At 56.7% G+C, this 23,015-nt stretch carries 23 protein-coding genes; 8 read left to right on the forward strand and 15 right to left on the reverse strand.

Features of this window, described 5'->3' with window-relative positions; translation table 11 throughout:
* The 7 genes from Z948_RS0100465 to Z948_RS0100495 all read right to left on the reverse strand — a co-directional run.
* A partial coding sequence (locus Z948_RS0100465; RefSeq protein ID WP_025057617.1) for a histidine phosphatase family protein occupies nt 1-476 on the reverse strand: 476 nt, incomplete at its 3' end.
* Between the two features lie 20 nt (nt 477-496).
* Nucleotides 497-1,489, reverse strand: coding sequence for an NAD(P)H-dependent flavin oxidoreductase (locus Z948_RS0100470; protein ID WP_025057618.1), 993 nt, complete (start codon nt 1,487-1,489; stop codon nt 497-499).
* Nucleotides 1,490-1,561: 72 nt separating this feature from the next.
* Nucleotides 1,562-2,758 (reverse strand): acetyl-CoA C-acyltransferase, encoded by a 1,197-nt coding sequence (locus Z948_RS0100475; RefSeq protein ID WP_025057619.1) that lies wholly within the window; start codon nt 2,756-2,758, stop codon nt 1,562-1,564.
* 15 nt (nt 2,759-2,773) lie between these two features.
* Complete coding sequence (locus Z948_RS0100480) at nt 2,774-3,700, reverse strand: SDR family NAD(P)-dependent oxidoreductase (protein WP_025057620.1); 927 nt, start codon at nt 3,698-3,700, stop codon at nt 2,774-2,776.
* Nucleotides 3,700-4,521, reverse strand: a complete 822-nt coding sequence (locus Z948_RS0100485) for an SDR family oxidoreductase (RefSeq protein ID WP_025057621.1) — start codon at nt 4,519-4,521, stop codon at nt 3,700-3,702. The genes Z948_RS0100480 and Z948_RS0100485 overlap by 1 nt, the downstream gene beginning before the upstream one ends.
* A 2-nt stretch (nt 4,522-4,523) precedes the next feature.
* Nucleotides 4,524-5,639, reverse strand: coding sequence for an acyl-CoA dehydrogenase family protein (locus Z948_RS0100490; RefSeq protein ID WP_025057622.1), 1,116 nt, complete (start codon nt 5,637-5,639; stop codon nt 4,524-4,526).
* Nucleotides 5,636-6,805: an acyl-CoA dehydrogenase family protein gene (locus tag Z948_RS0100495; RefSeq protein ID WP_025057623.1), complete on the reverse strand. Its 1,170-nt coding sequence runs from the start codon at nt 6,803-6,805 to the stop codon at nt 5,636-5,638. Before Z948_RS0100495 ends, Z948_RS0100490 begins: the two co-directional genes overlap by 4 nt.
* Nucleotides 6,806-6,943: 138 nt before the next feature.
* Between Z948_RS0100495 and Z948_RS0100500 the strand changes: the two genes are divergently transcribed.
* Nucleotides 6,944-7,942: an NADPH:quinone oxidoreductase family protein gene (locus Z948_RS0100500; protein WP_025057624.1), complete on the forward strand. Its 999-nt coding sequence runs from the start codon at nt 6,944-6,946 to the stop codon at nt 7,940-7,942.
* Between the two features lie 42 nt (nt 7,943-7,984).
* Here Z948_RS0100500 and Z948_RS17705 read toward each other — a convergent pair whose 3' ends face one another.
* Complete coding sequence (locus Z948_RS17705; RefSeq protein ID WP_081784008.1) at nt 7,985-8,638, reverse strand: histidine phosphatase family protein; 654 nt, start codon at nt 8,636-8,638, stop codon at nt 7,985-7,987.
* Nucleotides 8,639-8,797: 159 nt separating this feature from the next.
* Here Z948_RS17705 and Z948_RS0100515 point away from each other — a divergent pair, with 159 nt between their 5' ends.
* From Z948_RS0100515 to Z948_RS0100525, 3 genes are all read left to right on the forward strand, one after another.
* The gene (locus Z948_RS0100515; RefSeq protein ID WP_025057625.1) at nt 8,798-9,268 is read left to right on the forward strand and encodes a MaoC family dehydratase; all 471 of its coding nucleotides are present in this window, start codon (nt 8,798-8,800) and stop codon (nt 9,266-9,268) included.
* A gap of 251 nt (nt 9,269-9,519) precedes the next feature.
* On the forward strand, nt 9,520-10,917 hold the full coding sequence (locus Z948_RS0100520) for a bifunctional enoyl-CoA hydratase/phosphate acetyltransferase (RefSeq protein WP_025057626.1): 1,398 nt from the start codon (nt 9,520-9,522) through the stop codon (nt 10,915-10,917).
* Nucleotides 10,914-12,101: an acetate/propionate family kinase gene (locus Z948_RS0100525; RefSeq protein ID WP_025057627.1), complete on the forward strand. Its 1,188-nt coding sequence runs from the start codon at nt 10,914-10,916 to the stop codon at nt 12,099-12,101. Before Z948_RS0100520 ends, Z948_RS0100525 begins: the two co-directional genes overlap by 4 nt.
* A gap of 6 nt (nt 12,102-12,107) precedes the next feature.
* Here the strand turns inward: Z948_RS0100525 and Z948_RS0100530 are convergent, their stop codons facing one another.
* The 3 genes from Z948_RS0100530 to Z948_RS0100540 form a co-directional block, all read right to left on the reverse strand.
* Nucleotides 12,108-12,683: a hypothetical protein gene (locus Z948_RS0100530; protein WP_025057628.1), complete on the reverse strand. Its 576-nt coding sequence runs from the start codon at nt 12,681-12,683 to the stop codon at nt 12,108-12,110.
* A 475-nt stretch (nt 12,684-13,158) separates the two neighbouring features.
* Nucleotides 13,159-13,770 (reverse strand): 3'-5' exonuclease, encoded by a 612-nt coding sequence (locus tag Z948_RS0100535; RefSeq protein ID WP_245604534.1) that lies wholly within the window; start codon nt 13,768-13,770, stop codon nt 13,159-13,161.
* Between the two features lie 174 nt (nt 13,771-13,944).
* On the reverse strand, nt 13,945-14,415 hold the full coding sequence (locus Z948_RS0100540; protein ID WP_025057630.1) for a c-type cytochrome: 471 nt from the start codon (nt 14,413-14,415) through the stop codon (nt 13,945-13,947).
* Between the two features lie 301 nt (nt 14,416-14,716).
* Between Z948_RS0100540 and idi the strand changes: the two genes are divergently transcribed.
* Nucleotides 14,717-15,238, forward strand: a complete 522-nt coding sequence (gene idi / locus Z948_RS17710; protein ID WP_037952486.1) for an isopentenyl-diphosphate Delta-isomerase — start codon at nt 14,717-14,719, stop codon at nt 15,236-15,238.
* A gap of 80 nt (nt 15,239-15,318) precedes the next feature.
* Here the strand turns inward: idi and Z948_RS0100550 are convergent, their stop codons facing one another.
* Both Z948_RS0100550 and Z948_RS0100555 read right to left on the reverse strand, forming a co-directional pair.
* Nucleotides 15,319-16,317, reverse strand: coding sequence for a ParB/RepB/Spo0J family partition protein (locus Z948_RS0100550; protein WP_025057631.1), 999 nt, complete (start codon nt 16,315-16,317; stop codon nt 15,319-15,321).
* Nucleotides 16,314-17,516, reverse strand: a complete 1,203-nt coding sequence (locus tag Z948_RS0100555) for an AAA family ATPase (RefSeq protein ID WP_025057632.1) — start codon at nt 17,514-17,516, stop codon at nt 16,314-16,316. Before Z948_RS0100555 ends, Z948_RS0100550 begins: the two co-directional genes overlap by 4 nt.
* 614 nt (nt 17,517-18,130) lie before the next feature.
* Here Z948_RS0100555 and Z948_RS0100560 point away from each other — a divergent pair.
* A complete protein-coding gene (locus tag Z948_RS0100560) occupies nt 18,131-19,135 on the forward strand; it encodes a replication initiation protein (protein ID WP_025057633.1) in 1,005 nt (334 codons plus the stop codon).
* A gap of 50 nt (nt 19,136-19,185) precedes the next feature.
* On the opposite strand, the gene hemE is transcribed toward Z948_RS0100560, so the two are convergent.
* Entirely contained in the window at nt 19,186-20,220 is a 1,035-nt protein-coding gene (hemE, locus tag Z948_RS0100565; RefSeq protein WP_025057634.1) for a uroporphyrinogen decarboxylase, read from the reverse strand.
* Nucleotides 20,221-20,321: 101 nt separating this feature from the next.
* Between hemE and hemC the strand changes: the two genes are divergently transcribed.
* Both hemC and Z948_RS0100575 read left to right on the forward strand, forming a co-directional pair.
* Nucleotides 20,322-21,266: a hydroxymethylbilane synthase gene (hemC, locus tag Z948_RS0100570; protein ID WP_025057635.1), complete on the forward strand. Its 945-nt coding sequence runs from the start codon at nt 20,322-20,324 to the stop codon at nt 21,264-21,266.
* A 39-nt stretch (nt 21,267-21,305) separates the two neighbouring features.
* The gene (locus Z948_RS0100575) at nt 21,306-22,289 is read left to right on the forward strand and encodes a class 1 fructose-bisphosphatase (RefSeq protein WP_025057636.1); all 984 of its coding nucleotides are present in this window, start codon (nt 21,306-21,308) and stop codon (nt 22,287-22,289) included.
* A 3-nt stretch (nt 22,290-22,292) separates the two neighbouring features.
* On the opposite strand, the gene Z948_RS0100580 is transcribed toward Z948_RS0100575, so the two are convergent.
* Nucleotides 22,293-22,952 (reverse strand): GntR family transcriptional regulator, encoded by a 660-nt coding sequence (locus Z948_RS0100580; protein ID WP_025057637.1) that lies wholly within the window; start codon nt 22,950-22,952, stop codon nt 22,293-22,295.
* Nucleotides 22,953-23,015: the final 63 nt, after the last annotated feature.

Raw genomic sequence — 23,015 nt, forward strand, 5'->3', positions numbered from 1 at the left:
AGCTGCCCGATAACGCCGCCCGAACTGACCATCAAAACACGTTTCGCATCTGTGTCTGTGGCAAAGGCACGCGCCGCTTCGACGCGGGCAACAAATGCGCCCCACGTTTCATAAGGCTCGGCAATCTCGTCACGCTGCCATTCAAACACCGTTTCCCGTAGGGTGCGGAAATGCATCTTGCGATCTCCCTGCACCAGATCGGGGACGGCACCGCCATAGCGCGCGCTCAGCAGACTGCCGAAATCATATTCGTTTAGGCCCGCATGCTCTTCGCGATCCGGCGCAAAGCCCATCTCGGCCACCGTATCAATCTGGCGGTTTAACGTGCCGCTAACCACGCGATCAGGGGTCCAACCCATATCGCGCAGCCATTGCCCCGCCGCGCGCGCCTGTTGACGGCCCAGATCAGACAAAACGTCGTAGTTCTCGGCGCCAAAAGACGCTTGCCCATGGCGGATGACAAGCAGCTCAGCCATTTAGGTATCCACTTTCAGTATCACGAAAACTCCGCCGCCAGCTTTTTGCCCGCGATGAGATATTCTGCCGCCATACGATCAACAATTGCGCCAGCTGGACCAACAGATTTGATCGCGCCGATCCCTTGGCCAGAGCCCCAAATCGTTTTCCAAGCTTTGGGTTTTTCGCGGTCCCCGCCAAAGTTCATCGAGGACGCATCAGCCGTGGGCAAATTGTCAGGGTCCATTCCCGCCGCCTCGACCGAGCCTTTCAGGTAATTGCCCCAAACACCCGTGAACAGGGACGAATAGACAATGTCTTCGGCGCCACTCTCAACGATCATATCCTTATAGGCCTGATCCGCGTTCGCCTCATCCGTGGCAATGAACGGCGATCCTGTATAGCCTAGGTCGGCCCCCATCGCGCGCGCGCCCAGCAGGCTTTCCCCCGTCGCGATTGAGCCAGACAAGGCCAGCGGCCCGTCAAACCACTCGCGAATTTCACGCACCAAGGCAAAGGGCGATTGTTGGCCCGCATGGCCCCCTGCCCCAGCAGCAACCGCCACCAGCCCGTCTGCGCCTTTTTCAATCGCCTTCTTGGCAAAGCGGTTGTTGATAATGTCATGCATCACAATACCGCCACAGCTATGCGCCGCCTCGTTCACCTCGACCCGCGCGCCCAGCGAGGTGATCCAAACAGGCACTTCGTGTTTGACGCAAATCTCTAGGTCGCGGTCCAGCCGTGTGTTCGAGCGGTGGACAATCTGGTTCACCGCATAGGGTGCTGCGGGGTTGTCTGGGTTCGCCTGATTGTGGCGATCCAGCTCTTCCTTGATCTCGGTCAGCCATGTATCCAGCAGCGGATGCTCTCCCTCCCCTTCCCGTGCATTCAGCGCAGGGAACGAACCGATGATGCCAGCCTTACACTGCGCGATCACCAGCTTTGGAACCGAGATGATGAACAACGGCGAGGCGATCAACGGAATGCGCAGCCCTTGCAGTGCTTTGGGCAAGTGAGAGTCGTTGCGGGGCATGCTAGCTCCTAAATCCATATTAACAGTAAGGGGGCGAGAAAACCCGCCCCTCTTGTTCGCAAAACGCAAGGTTTACAGAACCTCAAACAGGCCCGCTGCGCCCATGCCGCCGCCCACACACATGGTGCAGACAACATATTTCGCACCGCGGCGTTTGCCCTCGATCAGCGCGTGGCCAACCATACGCGCGCCGGACATGCCGTAAGGGTGCCCGATCGAGATCGCGCCGCCGTTCACATTCAACAGCTCATCTGGAATGCCCAGCACATCGCGCGACTGGATGACCTGCACCGCGAAGGCTTCGTTCAGCTCCCATAGACCGATGTCATCGATGGTCAGGCCGTGGGCCTTTAGCAGAGGTGGTACGGCATAGATCGGGCCGATGCCCATCTCGTCGGGCTCACAGCCTGCGGCCATCACACCCATGTAGCGGCCCAGCGGCGCAAGGCCCATCTGCTCGGCCTTTTTCGCTTCCATGACGACAGTTGCGGATGCACCATCCGACAGCTGAGACGCATTGCCCGCCGTGATGAATTTGCCTTCCTTGATGACCATACCGTCCTTGAACACAGGGTTCAGACCCGACAGCATTTCAGCAGAGGTGCCAGGGCGGTTGCCTTCGTCTTTGCTCAGGGTCACCTCATGTTCGGTGATCTCTTTGGTTTCTTTGTTTTGCACCATCATCGTGGTGGTCATTGGCACGATTTCGTCGTCGAACTTGCCTGCTTCCTGACCCTGATGTGTGTTCTCTTGGCTGCGCGCGGCGTATTCGTCCTGACGCTCACGCGAAACGTTATAGCGTGCGGCCACTGTCTCCGCTGTTTCCAGCATCGACATGTAGATCTCTGGTTTGTTTTCTTTTAGCCAGCCATCTGCCTTTACGCGCATGTCTTGTGTCTGCACCATTGAGATGCTCTCAACACCGCCGCCAATCACCACATCCATACCGTCGGTGATGACCTGTTTTGCCGCCGTGGCGATTGCCATCATGCCGGATGCACATTGGCGGTCCAGCGACATGCCCGCAACCGTCACGGGCAGACCTGCGCGCACAGCCGCTTGGCGTGCGATGTTGCCGCCTGAGTGGCCCTGCTGCAGCGCCGCCCCCATAATGCAATCCTGAATTTCAGACACATCAACACCTGCACGTTTCACCGCATGTTCAATGGCATGTGCTGCCAACGCCTGCGGGGTCGTGTTGTTGAACGCACCACGATAGGCTTTGCCAATCGGGGTACGGGCCGTGGATACGATTACTGCGTCACGCATGGGTTTTCTCCTAAATTACCAGTCCAGCTTCAGGCCTTGGGCCTGCGCTGCATTGAGGGCGTATTTCTTGGTCTGGCCGAACGCGCCGTCCAGTTGCTCTTGGGTCTTGTCGTCACGAATTTGGTCGAATTGGGCGGCTACCGCTTCGGGCGTGTTTTCATCGCCGATCAGCGTAATGCCTTGGGTCTCATAGACCCGCGTCTCAGCGTAACTGCCCGCACCTGCGCCAAGGATGACCTGGCTGGGGGCGTCCTCGCTGACCAGATACAGCAGGCCAGGCGTGATGGTTTCCGGTGCCAGCAGCTCTTGAGCCTCTGGCGGCAGCAGATCGGCGGTCATGCGGGTCGCGGCCGTGGGCGCCAGCGTATTCACGCGGATATTGTCGCGCGCGCCTTCCATATGCAGCACATTCATGAGTCCCAACATCGCAGCCTTAGCCGCGCCATAGTTGGACTGCCCGAAATTCCCATACAGCCCCGAGGCCGAGGACGTCAGCACAATGCGCCCGTATTTCTGTTCGCGCATAATCGGCCAGCAGGCATGGGCCACATTGGCCGTGCCGATCAGATGCACATCTACCACCTTGCGAAAGGCCGACATCTCCATTTTCGAAAAGGTCTTATCCATCAAGATGCCCGCGTTATTGACGCAGATATCAATGCGGCCCCAAGCCGCCATCGCTTGGGCAACCATATCCTTCACAGCTGCCTCGTCGGACACATCGGCACCGTGGGCAATGGCTTCGCCGCCCATGGCTTTGATTTCTTCCACGACGCTCAGCGCTGCCTCAGATGAAGTGCCCGTGCCGTCGCGCGACACGCCCAGATCGTTGATCACAACCTTGGCACCCCGTGCCGCCAGCCCCAGCGCGTGGGACCGGCCAAGGCCAACCCCTGCGCCGGTCACAATCGCAACGCGGCCTTTGAAATCAATCGCGCCCATCAGTGAAGCGCCTGTTCAAAAATATTGGGTCCAGACATGACATTGATGCCACCAGACACAGGGATCACCGCGCCCGTCACATAGGCACCGCCCCGACCACACAGGAACAACATGCAGCCGCCGATGTCTTCGTCACGGCCAACGCGCCCGATTGGCACGTCATCCCCCACGCGCGACCGCATGTCTTCGTCGTGGGTCGCAAAGGCTGTCATGCGGCTGACAAACGGGCCAGGCGCCAAAGCGTTTACGGTAACAGCATTGCCCGCCAGCTCTTTGCCCAGAATTTTGGTCATATGGTGCACGGCCGCCTTGGACATCGAATAGGAATAGGCCCCATCGCCCATCTCACGTTGCCCCATAACAGACCCCACATTGATCACCCGCGCCGGATCATCAACAGAAGCGCCTGCCGTCAACATCGTCAACAGCTTTTGCGTCAGATCAAACATCCCCGCCACGTTCACATCCATCACCTTGGACCACGCACTATAGGGGAACTGCCCCAAGGGCGCGCCCCATGTGATGCCTGCGTTGTTCATCAAGATATCCAGCGTATCTGTATGGCCTTTCACGGCAGCGACCAGCGCATCAACACCTTCTTCCGATCCCACATCACCGGCAAAACCAATGACTTTACCGCTGGCCCCCATTGCGTTTAGCTCTTTCGCGACGGCCTCGCAGGCGTCGCCCTTGCGGCTGGCAATCAGCACAGTCGCACCAGCACGCATCAGCGATTCCGCTGCCATACGGCCAATGCCCGTGGCGCCGCCCGTGACCAATGCAACCTTACCGTCCAACCCAAACAACGTTTGAATATCCATTTTTAAAATCCTCTCGCTACAGCGATTTTTTCTGCGTGATATCCGTAGTCACCCAGCCATTCCGCGCTGACCCGCGCCCGTTTCATGTAAAAGCCCATGTCGTAAGCATCGGTCATCCCGATGCCGCCATGCATCTGCACGCCTTCCTGCACCGCCAGTGTCGCGGTTGAGGTCGCTTTGGCCTTGGCCAGTGACACCGCCAGCGCCGCATTTTCAGGATCTTCATCCAGCAACCGGCCCGCATTCAAAATAGCCGAGGCCGTGACCTCGGTCTCGCACCACAGATGGGCGGCGCGGTGCTGCAAGGCTTGGAAGCGGCCGATCTCAATGCCGAATTGCTTGCGTTCTTTCAGATAGCCTACGGTCATGTCCAAGGCGCCCGCAGTCAGGCCTGTCATCTCAGCGGCCAGCGCTGCTTGGCCCGCCTGAAGCGCCGGACGCAGAACGGCCATCGCATCATCCACCTGCCCCAAGACATCTTCGCCAGTCGCCTCGACAGCGTCAAAATCAATCTTGGCCGCATCGCGTGCGTCGATCATGTTGGATTTTTCGCGCGTGATGCCTGCGCGGTCGGCGGGAATGTCGAACAGCGTCAGACCATCGGCGGTTTTGGCCAAAACCAACAACCGGTCCGCCATCGCACCATCCACGACAAACGTCTTCTGCCCTGTCAGGCGGAACCCGTTGCCATCAGCGCGCGCTTCCATCGTAGTGGCCTCGGGATCATGTTTGATCCCTTCATCCACAGCCAAAGCATAGGTCACATCACCACTGGCGATCTGGGCCAAAGCCGCAGTGGCACGTGCATCGCCCACCTGCCGCAAAGCCGTGGCCGCCATGACAGCCGTGCTTAGAAACGGTGAGACAACCAACGTCTTGCCCATCTCGCGCGCAATCACATTCGCCGCCGAGAACCCCATATCCGAGCCCCCCGCCCCTTCGGGCACCAGCACACCGGCCCAGCCCATATCCGCCATCTCTTTCCACAGCTTTGCATCATGGGTTTCGCCCGCATCGCGCAGCTTGCGGAACGCCTCAACAGGGGCAGCGCCATCCAGAAAACCACGGGCCATGTCGGCCAGCATTGTTTCTTCTTCGGTCAATACAAGTTTGCTCATGCTGGCAGCCCCAATACACGGCGCGATACGATGCTCAGCATCACTTCGCTCGTGCCTCCCTCAATTGAATTCGCTTTTGTGCGCAGCCAGTCGCCCGCGCGGTTGCCTACATCGCCGTCCCATTCCAGCGCGGCAGAGCCGCCTGCGGACATCATCAGTTCATGGCGTTGTTTGTTCAGCTCGGTGCCCATGTATTTCAACATAGCCGAGGCATCCCCCGCGCCCTGCCCTGCTTCGGCTTGGTCTTTGTAACGCTCCAACGTCAGCTCAATCGCCAGCGCGTCGATCTCACAGCGGATCGCATCTGCGCGCAACGTGGTATCCAACACCTCCAGCGTATCGGTCAGCACCGCACCCAACGCACGCCCGCCGCCAGATAGGCCAGCCCCCCCGGCCGAGATCATCTCGCGCTCATGGGTCAGCAGGTATTTCGCCACATCCCAGCCACGGTTTTCCGTGCCGACAATATTGCCCTTGGCCACTTTCACATCCGTGAAGAATGTCTCACAGAACGGCGAGGCGCCTGAGATCATCTTGATCGGCCGCGTCTCGATGCCCGCGTCTTCCATGTCTAGCAGCAAGAATGAAATGCCCTTGTGCTTGGGCGCGTCACGATCCGTGCGCACCAGCGCGAAAATCATATCCGCCTTGTCAGCATAAGAGGTCCAAATCTTTTGACCGTTCACCAGCCAATGGTCGCCCTTATCCTCGCCATGGGTTTGCACATTCGCCAAATCCGATCCCGCACCCGGTTCGGAATAGCCCTGACACCAGCGCACCTCGCCCCGTGCAATCGGCGGCAGGTAATGGGTCTTTTGTTCTTGCGTGCCGAAATGCAGCAGCGCAGGCCCCAGCATCCAAATGCCAAAGCTTTCTAACGGAGAGCGCGCATTGATGCGGCTCATCTCTTCGGTGAAAATCTTTTCCTGATCGCGGTTCATCGCAGCGCCGCCGCAATCCTTGGGCCATGTCGGAACAGTATACCCTTTTGCTGCGCACCGCTCGAGCCACTGTTTCTGCGCCTCTGATTGGAACACCCAGTTTTTGCCACCCCAGCAGATCCCCTCTTCGGAGAGCTGGCCATCGCGCATTTCTTCAGGGCAATTCGCCTCTAACCACGCACGCAATTCGGCGCGGAATTCATCCAATGATTGAGCATCCGACATCGGCTCTCCTCCCGTTTTTTCTTTGCGCCCTTTTGCGGGCCATCGTTCCGCCTAGCAGAATTGCACTTCGAAATTCGATTGACAAGTAAGAGTTGCACTGGCCCTCTGCAGGCAAATAATTCTGGAGGAGACCCCGAAATGAAAGCAATGCTAAGCCTTGAACCAGGCGGCCCCGAGACGCTGAAACTCACCGAGATGGAAGCACCTGAACCCAAGAAAAAGCAAGTGCGAATCCGCATTCGTGCCGCAGGGTTAAATTTCCCCGACACCCTGATTATTAAGGATTTGTACCAGATGAAGCCCCCGCGCCCCTTTGCGCCGGGCGGTGAGATTGCTGGCGAAATCGAGGCGATTGGCGAAGGGGTGAGCGGCCTTGAAATTGGTGACCGCGTGATCGCCATGTCGGGCTTTGGCGGCTTTGCGACTCATATGTGTATCGAGGCTGCACGGGTCATGAAAATCCCAGATGCGATGCCTTATGACGAAGCGTCATGTTTGGTGCTTACCTACGGAACCTCGCACCACGCGCTGAAAAACCGCGCCGAAATCCAAGCTGGCGAATCGCTGTTGATCCTTGGCGCGGCGGGTGGCGTTGGTGCCGCCGCGATCGAGCTGGGCAAAGCTGCAGGCGCGCGGGTGATCGCTGCCGTATCGTCGGAAGAAAAGGCGCAGTTCTGTCGTGAGCTGGGCGCGGATGAAACCATCATCTATACCCGCGACATGGATGACCGCGACGCCCAAAAGGCCTTTTCAAGCGAGATCAAAAAGCTGGCAGGCGGTGACGGCGTTGATGTTGTCTATGATGCTGTAGGCGGTGCCTATGCAGAACCCGCCATTCGCGCGCTGGCGTGGAAGGGGCGCTTTTTGGTTGTGGGCTTTCCCGCTGGCATTCCGAAAATTCCGCTGAACCTGACGCTTCTAAAGGGCTGCCAGATCGTTGGCGTGTTCTGGGGGGCCCACACCCTGCGCGAACCAGCCGCCCACGCCGAAAACATGGGGGATCTGTTCCGCATGTACGGCGAAGGCAAAATCAAGCCGCGCATCTCGGCCCGCTATCCGCTGGAAAAAGCAGCAGATGCGCTGAACCTGATGATGGACCGCAAGGTGCTGGGCAAAGTTGTGTTGGACGTCGATTAAACCCCGATGACCATCATCCCCCAAAATACAGCGTGGCGCGCCCTACAGATGCGCCACGTCATTAAAACCGCGCAGGATCATCTGATCGCCATGGATCACAAGGCGGCTGATCGATCCGTTGTCCGCGCCCATAAAGGCAAAGGGTGGCGATTGGGTCGCCTGCGCCAATGCGGCGCCCACAACGCCGCCGTGCACAACCACCGCGACCAACTGGTTCGGATGCGCCGCCGCGATCCGCTGCAACCCACGCAAAACGCGGGCGTGCAATTGGGCGGTGGTTTCCGCCCCCGGAATCTCGCCCCATTCTTGCCTATCCCGTGCGCGGATAAAGGCGGGATCGTTTTCCGCCGCGCGAAACCGGTATTCGCCGCCATCCCAATCGCCCAAGAACACCTCGCGCAGATCGGCCTCGATACGCGGCGCGATCCCCAACACCTCGGCCAGCGGCGCCGCCGTCTGATGGGTGCGCTGCATGGTCGTCACGTAAATCGCACCAATCGCCTCGCGCTTCAGACGCGCCGCCACCGCGCGGGCCTGCGCCTCGCCTTCGGGGCGCAAGCTGGGGTCGCCCTGACCATCAACCATGGGAAACATCTCGCCCCGAACGGCCGCCTGTGTTTCACCGTGGCGGATCAGCAGCATGTCACATGCCCCCTCAGCGGGGGAAAACCTGTGCTGTCGTGCTTCGTTGCTCATCTCGGACCTCATATACTCTATTCGCCCAAGTAAGGACTAAAACATGACAAACCGCCAGATCACTGCCCCAAAATTACAAATCAATGCGCAGCGCGGCCCTGATACAATGGACAAGCGCATGGTTCTTGCGCCCGCCAACCCAACATGAGGAGAGAACGTATGTCCGCCCTTCAAAATGCGATAACCGAGTCCGAAAAGCTGATCGGAACCGAGGTTGGCGTATCTAATTGGATCACCGTTGATCAAAAGATGATTGATGAATTTGCCAAGACCACACAGGACGAACAATGGATTCACGTTGATCCGGAACGCGCCGCAGCTGAAACGCCCTTTGGCGGGAGCATCGCACACGGGTTCCTGACGCTGTCTCTGGCCAGCCGCTTTGCCTATGATTGTTTTGACATGCTGCCAGGTCAGGTGATGGGCATCAACTATGGCATGAATAAATTGCGGTTCTTGAAACCTGTTGTGGCTGGCAGCCGTCTTCGCGGGCGCTTTACCTTGCAAAAGGTCACCTCCAAAGGCCCCAAAAACCTGCTGCGTGAAAACCTGCTCACGGTTGAGATTGAAGGCGAAGAAACCCCTGCCCTGATTGCCGAATGGCTGGGCCTTGCCGCCTTTGAAGACTAGCCCCCGCCCCGAACACGCGCGCGATAAAAACCAGCAACAAACCCACCCTGACTGCCCGATCACCCCGTGATCGGCTTTCGGGGTGTTGCAATATGGCCCGTCGCAGGGCCAGCGATTGTTTTGTAAAAGTTGCGGGAAACATTGCTTATCTGGATAGCGGTTATTTTATCTTGGCGTAAGGTAAGCATAACCTAGCAAATCAATTTCTGATTTACCTTTCCGCGATCCGCAAACCAACAAGGCATTCCTTTATGCAATTTATCGAAAACAGAACATTCGACGAAATCACAATCGGTGAAACCGCCGACCTGACGCGCACCCTAAAGGCCGAAGACATCGAGCTGTTTGCCGTCATGTCAGGGGATGTGAACCCCGCCCATGTGGATGAGGAATACGCCAGCTCGGATGTCTTTCACAAAGTGATTGCCCACGGCATGTGGGGGGGCGCGTTGATCTCGGCTGTGTTGGGAACCGAACTGCCCGGCCCTGGCACAATATATCTGGATCAAAACCTCAGCTTTCGAGCCCCTGTCGGGGTGGGCGACACGGTTACCATCCGCGTTACGGTCGCGGATAAAGACACCGAAAACCACCACGTCACGCTGGATTGTATTTGCCTGAACCAAAAAGGAGAAACCGTCATTGAAGGGGCAGCGCGGGTTATCGCGCCAACGCAAAAAGTCCGCCGGCCGCGTGTCTCGCTGCCCGATGTCCAGCTGCATCACAGCGGCGCGATGTTTGAGCAGCTGATCGAAACCGCCTCTCAGCTAGAGGCCATGCGAACAGCCGTTGTTCACCCCTGTGATGCGCTATCCCTAAAGGGCGCGTTAGAGTCTCAAAAGCGCGGTTTAATCGTCCCGATCCTCATCGGCCCAACGGCCAAAATCAAAGCCGCCGCAGCCGAGATCAACGCAGACCTGAGCGATGTTGAAATCATAGATGTGCCTTATAGCCATGCCGCCGCTGATTTAGCCGTAGAAATGGCCCGCACAGGCAAGGTGGATATGCTGATGAAAGGCAAAATCCACACCGACGAATTGCTCGACCCTGTGGTCGACAAAACAACGGGTCTGCGTACCGAACGCCGAATTAGCCATGTGTTTGTTCTGGACGTTCCTCATTATTCCAAACCGTTGCTGATCAGTGATGCGGCGATCAATATCTTTCCCGATCTCAATGCCAAAAAGGACATTGTGCAAAACGCTATTGATCTGGCCTGCTCTTTGGGCAACCCACTGCCAAAGGTGGCGTTGCTATCCGCCGTTGAGACAGTCACCAATAGCATCCCCTCAACCTTGGATGCGGCATCGCTGTGCAAGATGGCTGATCGGGGGCAGATTACAGGTGGGGTGCTGGATGGGCCGCTGGCCTTTGACAATGCTGTGTCCAAAGCAGCGGCAAAAACCAAAGGCATCGTTTCGCCCGTTGCGGGTGAGTCAGACATCCTGATTGTTCCCGACCTTGAGGCAGGCAATATGATCGCCAAGCAACTGATCTATCTTGCTGGCGCCGATTCCGCAGGGGTGGTTCTGGGCGCGCGCGTGCCCATTGTTCTGACCAGCCGCGCAGATGGCGTTATGTCGCGACTGGCATCCACTGCGATGGCGCAGCTGTTCATCCATCACCAATCGACAAAGACCCTAGCATGAGCGGCGTTTTCCTGACCCTCAATGCAGGGTCCTCCAGCATCAAATTCGCGGTCTTTGCCAGCGATGGGCCAACAACCGAGGCCCTGTTGCAGGGCAATGTGGCTGGGATCGGCAGCGCACCTGCCTTTTCGGCAAAAGCCTCTTCGGGTGGTGCTGTGCAAAACACCCCGTTCCCGCCCCTGTCCAAAGACACCAACCATGAGGCCGTGATCGAAATGTTGCTGCCGTGGCTAGAGACCCATCTGGACGGGCAGCCCGTGGTCGCAGTGGGGCACCGTGTTGTCCATGGAGGGCAATATTTTACCGCGCCGACCCTTGTCGCGGATGACGTTATGGAGCGGCTGGAGGAGCTGGCCCCGCTTGCACCCCTGCACCAGCCCCACAATATCGCAGCGATCCGTGCCGTTGCGAAATGGCATCCCGACACCCCCCAGATCGCCTGCTTTGACACCAGCTTTCACCGCAGCCAATCGCGGCTGAACGAAATCTTTGCCCTGCCCCGTGAATTAAGCGACCAAGGGGTTATCCGCTATGGGTTTCACGGGCTCAGCTATGATTTCATCGCCAGCAGTTTGCCAAAACATCTGGGGGATAAAGCTGATGGAAAAGTGATCGTTGCCCATCTGGGGAACGGGTCCAGCATGTGCGCCATGACCGATCGGAAATCCCGCGCCAGCACCATGGGGTTTACCGCGCTTGACGGGTTGATGATGGGGCAACGATGCGGCGATCTTGACCCCGGCGTTTTGCTTTACCTTATGCAATCACAGGGGATGACCCCCGACGAGATCGAAACCCTGCTGTATAAGAAATCTGGCCTGCTTGGCGTTTCTGGGGTGACGAACGATATGCAAATCCTCGAAACCAGCGATGATCCAAACGCCCAAGAAGCGGTTGATCTGTTTTGCTATCGGGCCGCGACCAACCTTGCCGCACTGATCCCTTCTATTGGCGGGCTGGATGCATTGGTGTTCACAGCGGGCATCGGTGAAAATTCAGCCCTGATCCGCGCAAAGATTTGCGCCCACCTCACATGGTTAGGGGTGTCACTGGATCCTGCTGCCAATCACGAACACGCAACCGTAATCAGCGCCGCAGACTCGGCCATTCCGACACTGGTGATCCCCACGAATGAAGAGGCCATCGTGGCCCGAGCCTGCCGTGCCCATTTAACAAATAGCTAGGCCGTCTCACTGATCTTCATTCTCGTTATTTTTCATCCGCTGGTACGCTTCGGCGTCACCATAGGCCATGAAATTTGTGTAGTGAACATGCTGCCCCTGCATCCGGCGGGCATGTCGGATCGGGCACCAATGGGCTTCGGAGCGGCCAGCAACATCGGCAGCATAGGCCAGCAACCCGTTGGCGTAAGAGCCATACATGCTATTCACTTTTTCGATGCCGTTCAGGTAGGAGAGGTCTTTGCGCTCAAAGGCCATAAAATCGGAACGCCTTGCTTTTTCGATCCCGAACAGCGGAAAACAGATCGCCTGATAGAGCGTCACAAACAGGTCCAAAATCAGAAACGGAATGAGCACTGAATAGATGATCGGCGTGAGCAATATCATCAACGGAGAAGCATTGGACAGGTAGGAAAGGATCGGCTCTTTTGCGGCCTCGTGCTGGCGTTTCACATCCTCGGCAAAAACCACGCGCCCGTCTACAACCTGATATAGAAACGTCGCGCGCTGCCGGTTAATCTCCAACTCGATTTCATGGTCAAGTTTGCGCATTTGCGCGAATAGATCATCAAGCCTACTGGCCATTCAATAGTCTCCTTAAGTCCGGGAAATCGGGCCTCTAGGAAGCCCCCCAAACCAACGTACTCATCGTGTTTTTCAGCTGATGCTCCCTAGAACCGACAAGAGCATAAGCTGATCTACGTCTTAGGTAGTTGATGAAAGTCAAAGTCTTTGCAAGCAACTAGGGGAAGAAACCAACGGCCAAAATGAATACAAATTCGGGAATTTTCTGGCTAACCATCCACAGCAGTTAGGAAAAAATTTTTGACATTTTTTCCCCTTTACTAAACGTTAGGTCGCACAATTTTTAGCCCATCAATCACTGGTTATCGCCCTGCGAAGGTTTAGGAAAACTAGAGGTTGAAAACGCGGTCTAGCAAAGCATTAACAAATTCCATCACCGCTAGAATTTGTTAACTTTTGCCTTGGGGATTCTCTATTTTCGAAACCAATCTGCGGAATACAATACTGGCGTTGCTAACCTCAAAACCGGTGGCCTTTAACGGCCCCCGAAATTCCCCCCTGAGGAAAGGAGTGACAGTTGCGCCTTTTGAGAGGTTTGAGCCAATTGTTCAAACGACTGTCCCAAATGCGCCTCTGCATGCAGAACAACCTCTGCCGCCGCACGGGCATCTTCTCCGGCGTCGTGGTGTTGGAATTTCAGCCCCAAGGCCACCTTGAGGTGACCCAATCCGTGCCCACCGTTCCCTTTGAATTCAGGCCACGCCCGCCGCGCGATTTTCACGCTGTCGCTCCAGCTTAATTCGGGCTCTGGCAAACGATAGGCCCGACAGGCCGCCGCGACAGCCGATTTATCAAAGGTGCTGTGCTGGACAAGGTGGTGGGGGTTCAGCAGGTCGTGCAGCAGCGGCCATATCTGCGGAAATGAGGGGGCACCCCGCACTGTGTCAGGCCCAATGCCGTGAAGGCGCGTGTTGAATGTGTCAAACCGCTGCTCAGGGTCGACATAGCTTGTCCAGCTTTCGATTTCGCCCGTGGCCCGTACACAGGCGATACCAATCTGGCAAATGCTTGCGATATCTTTGCAGGCGGTTTCTACGTCTAGAGCGATAAACCTGAACGGCCCTTTGGGCATAGCAACGTCGTTCACCTAAGCCCCCTCCCCTAGAAACCAGACTGCGCAAAGCGAAACAGACCTGCCCATAATGTTCAAGACGTTTCACACACCGCGGTCGGCACAGCCCTGTTTTCGTCCAACGTGTAGGATGAAAAGAAAATGGCGGCTCCGTTAGGGGCCGCCATCTTGTGCTTCGCTGTGGTTCGCTTAACCGTCAGATGCGGCTTCCGCTTCTTCGGTCGCGGCTACTTCTGGGCCGACAGATACCAGATACGCCCAGACGTTTGCCATCTCGGCCTCTTTCTTCAGCTTGAAAGACATCTTGGATTTTGCACGGTCGTCACCGGTAACCTCTTTCAAGAATTTCTTGGGGTCGGTGACATATCCGGTAAAGGTTTCTTCGTTCCAAACCAGACCCTCTTCGCCCGCTTTGACGATGGATTTGCCGAATTTGAAATCAGCCGAGCCAGCCGCGCGCCCCAAGATGCCATAAAGGTTTGGACCCGTGCGGCCGCCTTTTACAATCGTGTTGCCCTCGGCGTCCGCGATTGTGTGGCACGACTTGCATTTATTGAATACTTTTTTGCCCGCCTCGGCATCGCCTGATGCGTGACCGTCGGCAAACGCGGGCGCCGCCAAAAGGGCCAGACCCAAAGCTGTGACTGAGAATAGTTTCATAGTGGTTCTCCTAGAACTTCACTGTGTGTCTGGTTCCTGTGCATAGGTGACTTAAACCAAAACAAATTCATAACCTGATCGAGCATCGGGAACCGTGGGGCCCGCTTCTCTTTCAACTTCTTGCTGCCTTGCAACGCCTCAGTGCTAGCATGCCCGCATTTGCTGCTGTAGCGGTTTTCTTGCGGCCCTCTGTCGCATCGGCCAGTTGCTGCCACAACGGCCCCTCGCCTGCCCCTTGGCGCGGGAGCGCATTGGCGTTAAGACCCGCCGCATTCAAACGCCTGCGACAACCGGAGCCCCTATGACTGAAATAATGATCCCCGCTTGGGTCGACGGCACCCTACAGCCGGTGGAAAAACTGGAGGCTCACCTGCGCGGACTGCGCCACAAAGCGGTATCCGTTTTTGTCATGGATGGGGACACCCTGCTGATCCAGCGGCGCGCCTTGGAAAAGTACCACACACCGGGTCTATGGGCGAATACCTGCTGCACCCACCCCGCGTGGGATGAGGCCGATCTGGACTGCGCACATCGCCGTTTGAACGAAGAGCTGGGGATTTCAGATGTGACCCCCCTGCCCCGTGGTCAGGTTGAATACCGCGCCGATGTTGGTGGCGGCCTGATCGAGCATGAATTGGTCGAGGTCTTTTTGGTGAAAGAAACCGATGACCTTCACATTGCCGCCAACCCTGATGAAGTCATGGATACGCGCTGGATTTCGTTGGATGATCTACGCTCTGAAATCGCGCAAAATCCGGAACAATTCACCCCGTGGCTCAGGATATACCTAGACCAACACAGCGAAATGATCTTTGGCGGGTAATCTGGGGGCAAGATAGCGGCAAATTATGCCACTATTGTTATTTTTCAAAGGGTTACAAACAAATTGCCCGTGGGCAATTGCTATTTCCCGAACCGATCCGCCAAAAACGCATCCAAGGCGCCGCGCAAGCTGGCTTCGGACATGCTGTCCTCAAATTCCAGAATGAATTTACGGCCCTTTTTGCGTGCTGTGACCCCTTTCTCGCCCGAAGAACGGCGATAGGTGGCATCATCGGTTTTGCGTGCGGGTTTTACCTTTGGCTCTTCGCCAGCGATCTTTAATTGTTTGACCACATCCAAAGCATCCAAAAACGGGCCGCGCCCATTGCGTGCGGTTTGCTGGCGCGCTTCGATCCGTGCGGCCATGGCAAGGACAGGTTCAGCCGTTGCAGGCCGCGCGAGCAACGGTTTTAGATCCCGTGCGTGGCGTTCTTTCAGGTCTCGGATGGTCGGGAAGGCATTCACGATCTGCTCTGGCAAAGCGGCCAAAGCGAGGTAGCGCGACAGCCATGGCTGGCTTACCTCTAGACGTTCCGCCATGGCCTTTTGCTTGCCGCCATAATAGCGCGCAATCGCATCGGCATAATCAATCGCCCGTTCATAATCGCTAATGTCTTCGCGTTCGCGGTTTTCAATATCGGCCAGACGGAACGCTTCTTCATCGTTCATCTCACGGGCTTCGATCAGGTATTTGAATTGGGTATAATTGTTCCCACGCAACCAGCTGACGGCAAAGTGGCGACGTGCACCGCAGATAACCTCGTATTTGTAATCAGGGTCATCGATGGGACGAACGATCGCCGGAAATTCCTGCCGCCCCTGCGCCTTGATCCCGTCGATCAGGTCACGGCAGTTTTCTTCGTTCAGCAGGCCATAGTCGCGGTTGTGACGCTCCCACATGCGGCAGTCTTTTGGGTCGACCCACCGCAGAGTTTTCTCTTCCAGCTCTCCGGTCATCCGATCACTAATCGCTGTCGAGCGTTTCAGGAAACGCGCAGAGCCGCGCGCACCGCCCGTTGCTGCAGGCGTATCCAGATCACTCAGAACGTCGTCAAAAATGGCGTCATGTTTCTTACTCATAGCAGCCCCTCCTTGCGCAGGCTTTGGTGATGGCTAGGCCATGTCTTACGAATAAGCAGCTCGATCTCGCCGTTGACCGCGTCCAGATAGGCGCGGCAGCGGCGGTGGGTTTCTGTGCGGGTCGATGCGCCCGTCAACTCGTAAACAGTGGCGAGGTTCGCCGCGGCGTTATCAATCTCGGCGCTGTCTTTCAAAACTGCATTCAGCATGTCGTGCGGGAAAACAGCATCCATCATGCGTTTGATGGCCTGATGCGCTGATTTACCGTCGTTCATTTTTGTCGCGAGAATTTTAATAAAAGAATAATCGCGCGCACCGCCCGCCCGTGCCAGCTCGTTCAGTGTTGCGCCCATCATTTTGAGGAAATGCGCGGTTGAGCCGAAATCAATGTTGTTGGGTGGTGCAGGAATGACAATCGCGTTGGCAGCGCGCAGCACCGAAAGCGATAGCATCCCCAAGGCGGGCGGCGGGTCCATCAGGATGACATCGAACTCGTCCTTGATGCTTTCGATCCCCTCGCGCAACCGATCAAGGACAAAGCTTTGATCCCGCGCCATGCGTGCGGCGAATTCATATTCGGCGTCATACAAACCAAGGTTCGCAGGGATCAGCGCAATACCCGGCCAGTAGGTGCCGCGCAGGGCGTAATGCAGCGTCTTTGGGCCGCCATGGCGGAAAAACGGGTAAAGCGTTTCTTCTTCCTCATCGACATCAATGTCGGGGTTAAGACCAAAAACGCTGGTTGTGCTGGCTTGGCTATCGCAGTCGATCACACAAACGCGGTATCCTTTCAAAGCCAAATATTGCGCAAGGTGGCACACGGTGGTGGATTTCCCCACGCCGCCCTTAAAGTTCTGCACGGCAAGGACCATCGCGGGATCTTCGGGCGCGCGGTGGGGCAGGGTGCCAAACACGCGGCGCATCTCATTGACCTGCGCAAGGCTATACCCCGTGCGCCGCCCTGTGGTGGGGTCTTTCTCTGGCTGCGGAAGGCGCCCGTCTGCTTCCGCGTCACGGATGAGCTTGTCACTCCGCCCGACCATTTCGGCGGCTTTGCGCACGGTGAAACGCAGATCAAGCGTCTTTGCGCTACCGGGTGCAAAGAGACGATCACGCAGGCGACCAATGACAGTGGATGCGCGGTTTGACAGTTGGTCAAGCTCGGCAAGGGTAACGGGGGGAAGAACAGGCTGCTCCATGAGATCCTCATGTTATTGTTGTTGGGGAATCATGAACTGGTCAGCGGGAATGCTCAAGTGTGAATATTCCGCGAAAAGGGCTGAAAAACGGGAAATGACAGAGAAACCCTGATTTAGCCGGAATTGTGGTGCTTCATTCTTTGGGATTGGCTGATCTTAGCAGTTATCCACAACAAACACCCGAAAAGTAAGTTTAGGAAATGAGGCCTGATTTAGGGGTGCAGGAAATCAAAAATATCAAAAATAGAAAACCCTTTTGGTTCTATCTTCAGAGTCTTCTAAGTTCCTATGGGCCAAGCCCCTATAAACAAGTGAAAAACAGGCTCTAAACTTACCTATTGGGACGTATTTGCTTACAGATGGGGATGTCTATTCTTACCTTATGGGATCGCTACTCTTACCTATCGGGCGGGGCTTAACTCTTACCTTTCGGGTGTTGGGTAATTGCCTCTGGGCGGAGGGCAAAAAGACACTAAAATACAGGTGGATGCGAATCGGGTAGCGGAAATCGGGCGTTTTAATCCTTACTTTTCGGGTGATTGCCCATGGGCAATTTCTAGGCTATCTTACATCTTAGCAGATACAAAAGTAAGAATAAACGTGTAAGCGAACAAATGGCAACCAAACCTTATCGCACGATTTCGGCACGCCCGAATGCAGAAAGCCTCGTTAAACCAGGGGAGCTGGTGGACCTTGTTGAGGTCACACCGCTGACCTTGGCGGACCGAAGGATTTACAACCAGCTGTTGGAAAACGCGTGGGACGCGATTGAAAAACCTGTGACGCATGTCATCGCAAAGGCAGACCTGCGCGGATCGCATAATTCTAACGATAGGGTAGGGGAGTCGATCGAACGGCTCATGGCGTCTATCGTCAAGGTGAAGGTCCAGCGCGACGGCGAAGACGCGATTGAACGGGTGCAGCTGCTGGGCGGCAACATTGAAACAACGCGGCGTGACGGGTTGTTGGAATATGAAATCCCCACCCGCCTGCGGCGCATCATCAAAGACAGCACCGTCTTTGCGCGGCTCCAGCGTGAGGTGATGTTTGCGCTGAGTTCGAAATACGCGCTGACCCTTTATGAGATGATCCAGAAACGCGGCAACCTGCGTTGGAAATCCTCCGAGAAATTCGGCGTTGATGATCTGCGCGGGATTTTGGGTGTGCCTAAGGGCAAACTCACATCATGGTCGAACCTGAAACTGCGCGCGATTGATCCGGCAGTGGCCGAGGTCTGCGCGCTGAGCGATTTTGTGGTGGAGGTTGCGCCGATCAAAACGGGCCGCCGCGTCACCCATGTAGAACTGCGATGGTGGCGCAAGGATGCCAAGACCGAGGCCGAGGCCGAACGCGAGTTAAGTTTCTCAAAGGTGGGTCGCAAAGTGCGCAGCGAGGAACGCGCCCAAGCGCTGAGGCCGCGCCCTGTCTGGCTAGAAACCCGTGGCGCGGCCTTGCGCCCTGACACCTATGAAACCGCGCGGCTGCGCTATCCTGGGTATGATATTTATCATGTTGAGGGGGAGTGGCGCGATTGGGCCAAAGGCAAAGATGCCCCGCGTGACCCAGACCGCGCATTTTTGGCGTTTTTTAAAACCTTCGCCGAGGCAAACCCGATTTAGGGCCAGATTTAGGGCAGGGGCCGCGCAATACGCTGCGCGACCCGCCAGAATTATCCGTTGCGCACGGTATCAATCATCAACTGCACGTTTTCAGGGTCGGCGTCAGGGGTGATGCCATGGCCAAGGTTGAAAATATGCGGCCCCTTGGAAAACGCCTGAACGATGCGGCGGGTTTCCGAGACCAGCTCATCCCCACCTGTCACCATGTGGGAGGATTTCAGGTTCCCTTGCACACAGCCGCCCGTTTGCAGGGTTTCAGCGGCCCATTCGGCGCTCACCCCATCATCAACGGCGATACAATCCGCGCCAATGGCAGCATGTGCGCCAGTATAGCGCTCACCCGCGCCGCGCGGGAAGGCGATGACTGGCACATTAGGGTGTTTGTCCTTAAGCGCGGCTGTGATCCGTGCCATCGGTTTGATGGAATAATCCATGAAATCAGCGCCTTGCAGCGATCCTGCCCAGCTGTCAAAGATTTTAACCACTTCGGCGCCTGCTTCGATTTGTTTGGACATATAGTGGATCGTCGCTTCGGTGATGCGGTCCATCAGGCTGTCGAAAACCGCGCGGTTTTCAGCCTTGAGCGCGTGGGCTGGTCCCTGATCAGGGGTGCCGCGCCCTGCCACCATATAGGTGGCGACGGTCCATGGGGCGCCCGCGAACCCGATCAGGGTTGTTTCGGAGGGCAATTCCTTGGATAGGATTTTTACGGTTTCATAGACAGGGCTTAGGTGATCGTGGATCGCATCTGCTGGCACCAGTTTGTCCAGCTCTGCTTGGGTTGTGATGGTGGACAGGCGCGGCCCTTCACCAGTGACAAACCACAGGTCAGCGCCCAAGGCCTGCGGCACCAGCAGGATATCAGCAAATAGGATCGCCGCATCAAACCCATAGCGGCGGATCGGCTGCAATGTCACCTCGGCGGCGAGGTCTGGATTATAGCAAAGTTTCAGGAAATCACCGGCCTCGGCGCGGGTGGCGCGGTATTCTGGCAGGTAACGGCCTGCTTGACGCATCATCCAGATTGGAGGCGTAGGAAGGGTTTCCCCCGCAAGGGCGCGCAGGATGGTTTTCTGGGATGTCATATGCTGTCTCGATCTTTGAATTAGGCTCGGGCCATAATGCGATAAACCCTAGGGGTTATACAAGAGTTGTCAGCTTTGCCTTACAGCGTTAGGGAAGGGGCATGACATTGATTTTGCCCACCCCCGCTCAGCCCTTGAAAATTGGTACCCGTGGTTCGCCTTTGGCGTTGGCGCAGGCCTATGAAACCCGCGGTCGTCTGGCGGTAGCGTTCGACCTGCCGCATGAGGCGTTCGAGATCGTTGTGATCAAAACGACAGGCGACAAAATCATTGATCGTCCGCTGAAAGAGATCGGCGGCAAGGGCTTGTTCACCCGCGAAATCGAGGCGGATTTGTTGGACGGCAAGATCGACATCGCCGTGCATTCGATGAAAGACATGCCAACGCTTCAGCCTGAAGGGCTGATCCTTGATACTTATTTGCCGCGCGAAGACGTGCGCGACGCGTTTATTTCCCCCACCGCTGGCGGTTTGGAAGAGCTGGCGGCGGGGACTGTTGTAGGCACCTCTAGCCTGCGGCGCCGTGCGCAGCTGATGTTGAAACGTCCCGACCTCGAGGTGGTGGAATTCCGTGGCAACCTTCAGACACGGTTGAAAAAACTGGACGATGGCGTGGCCGCCGCGACCTTCCTTGCTATGGCGGGGCTGAACCGTTTGGGCATGGACGAGGTTCCGAAAACCGCGATTGAAACCGATGTGATGTTGCCTGCTGTGGCACAGGGCGCAATCGGGATTGAGCGGCGCGTTGATGACCACAACATGGCGGACATTCTATCAGCCATTCATGACAGGCAGACGGGCCAGCGCCTCGCGGCGGAGCGGTCGTTTTTGTTAGAGCTTGATGGGTCGTGCGAAACCCCGATTGCGGGTTTGGCCGAGCTTGAGGGCGGCACGCTGCATCTGCGCGGCGAAGTGTTGCGGCCCGATGGATCCGAAGCCCTGAGCGATGCGATCAGCTGCCCGATTGAGGACGGCGCAAAGGCAGGCAAAGAGATGGCGCAAAAGCTGCTGTCACAGGCCGGACCGGAATTTTTTGACTGGCGCTAAAGCGCGCTGACCGATTTCTATCAAAAGACAGGACATCACATGACACAGACAACCTTGCGCCAGCACCTAACGGCCCAAAGCACTGAAACAGATTTGATGATCTTGATGGAAGACATCGCAACCGCCTGTCGCATGATTGCAGACCGCGTACGCCACGGCGCATTCGCGGGTGTCTTGGGGGCTGCGGAAACGGAAAATGTTCAGGGTGAGACACAAAAAGAGCTGGATGTGATATCGGACGAGATTTTTCAGGAAATTGTTGGGGTTAACCCTAATGTCGCGGCTTTGGTTTCCGAGGAAGTGGACGAAGTGAACTGGCGCAAGGCCGCGCCTCAGGCGGGCGATTTTGTGGTTTATTATGATCCGCTGGACGGGTCCTCGAACTTGGATGTGAACCTGTCGGTTGGCACGATCTTTTCCATCGTGAAACTGGATGAGGCGATTTCGCCAGAGGCGCAAGCGGTGCAGATCAAAGGCACCGAACAGATCGCAGCGGGTTATGCGATTTATGGCCCCTCGACGGGGTTGGTGATCACAACAGGGCAGGGCGTAGACGGGTTTACCCACCACCCAGGATCGGGTGAGTTTTTGTTGACTCAACCAGAGATGACTATTCCCGCTGAGACACAGGAATTTGCGATCAACGCTTCGCGCTATGATCTGTGGGAGACACCCGTGCGCAGCTATATTGATGATTGCCTGCGCGGAGCGGACGGCCCGCGGGGTAAGAAATTTAACATGCGTTGGTGTGCATCAATGGTGGCCGATGTTCACCGCATTCTGACACGGGGCGGCGTGTTCCTTTATCCAAAAGACACAGGCAACGCAGCACAGGGCGGCAAGCTGCGCCTGATGTATGAGGCGAACCCGATGGGCATGTTGGTTGAGCAAGCAGGTGGAGCCTCTTCAACAGGTTATGGCCGTATCATGGAAGTTGCCCCCACAGGTCACCACCAACGTGTATCGGTGATCCTTGGGTCACGCGATGAGGTTGCCGTGATTGAAGGCTATCACAAAGACTAGGGTTTAGTCCTCGGCCTCGTCACTCAGACCTTGGGCAATGTTTGAATGGCCTTGCAAAATATCGCTGTGGATCGCTTCGCCGACGGCTTCGTAGTCGCCGTCACGCAGTGCGGCGATGGCCACTTCGTGCATGTCGGGCAGGGGGCTGCTATCCCCCCGTTTGACCAATACCCGCAGGGATGGCCCAACGCGCAGCCAATGGGCGGCAGCCGTTGCCATCAGAATTTCAGCTTCGGAATGGGCATATAGCGTCCAGTGGAAGACGTGGTTGTACCGCAGGTAGGAGCGGATATCGCCGTCCTTCAGCGCCGTGTTCACTTTTTCGTCGATTTCTTCCAGCTTATCAATGTCTTGCGGTTCCATCGCGACCGCGGCAAGCCGTGCAATCTGGGGCTCGATCCCTGTGCGCGCATAGGTGAGTTCCTGAAGCTGTTCGATGGTGAGTTCGGGAACCATAAGGCGGCGATTATCACTGGCGCGCAACGCGCCTTCGGCGGTCAAGCGGCGAATGGCTTCGCGGGCGGGGGTGGTGCCTGTTCCTAATAGATCGACCATGCCTTGGATTGTTACGGCTTGGCCTGGGGCCAACTCTCCGAACAGGATCAGATCACGGGCTTTGCGATAGGTAACTTCGTGATCGGGCAGCGGTGCGGTGGAGGACATGTTTGGACCTGTGATAGAATGCGTTGGCCTATCATTGCAAGGAATGCACGGATTGGCCATCGG

This window comes from Sulfitobacter donghicola DSW-25 = KCTC 12864 = JCM 14565 (assembly GCF_000622405.1).
GTDB classification, from domain to species: Bacteria; Pseudomonadota; Alphaproteobacteria; order Rhodobacterales; family Rhodobacteraceae; genus Sulfitobacter; species Sulfitobacter donghicola.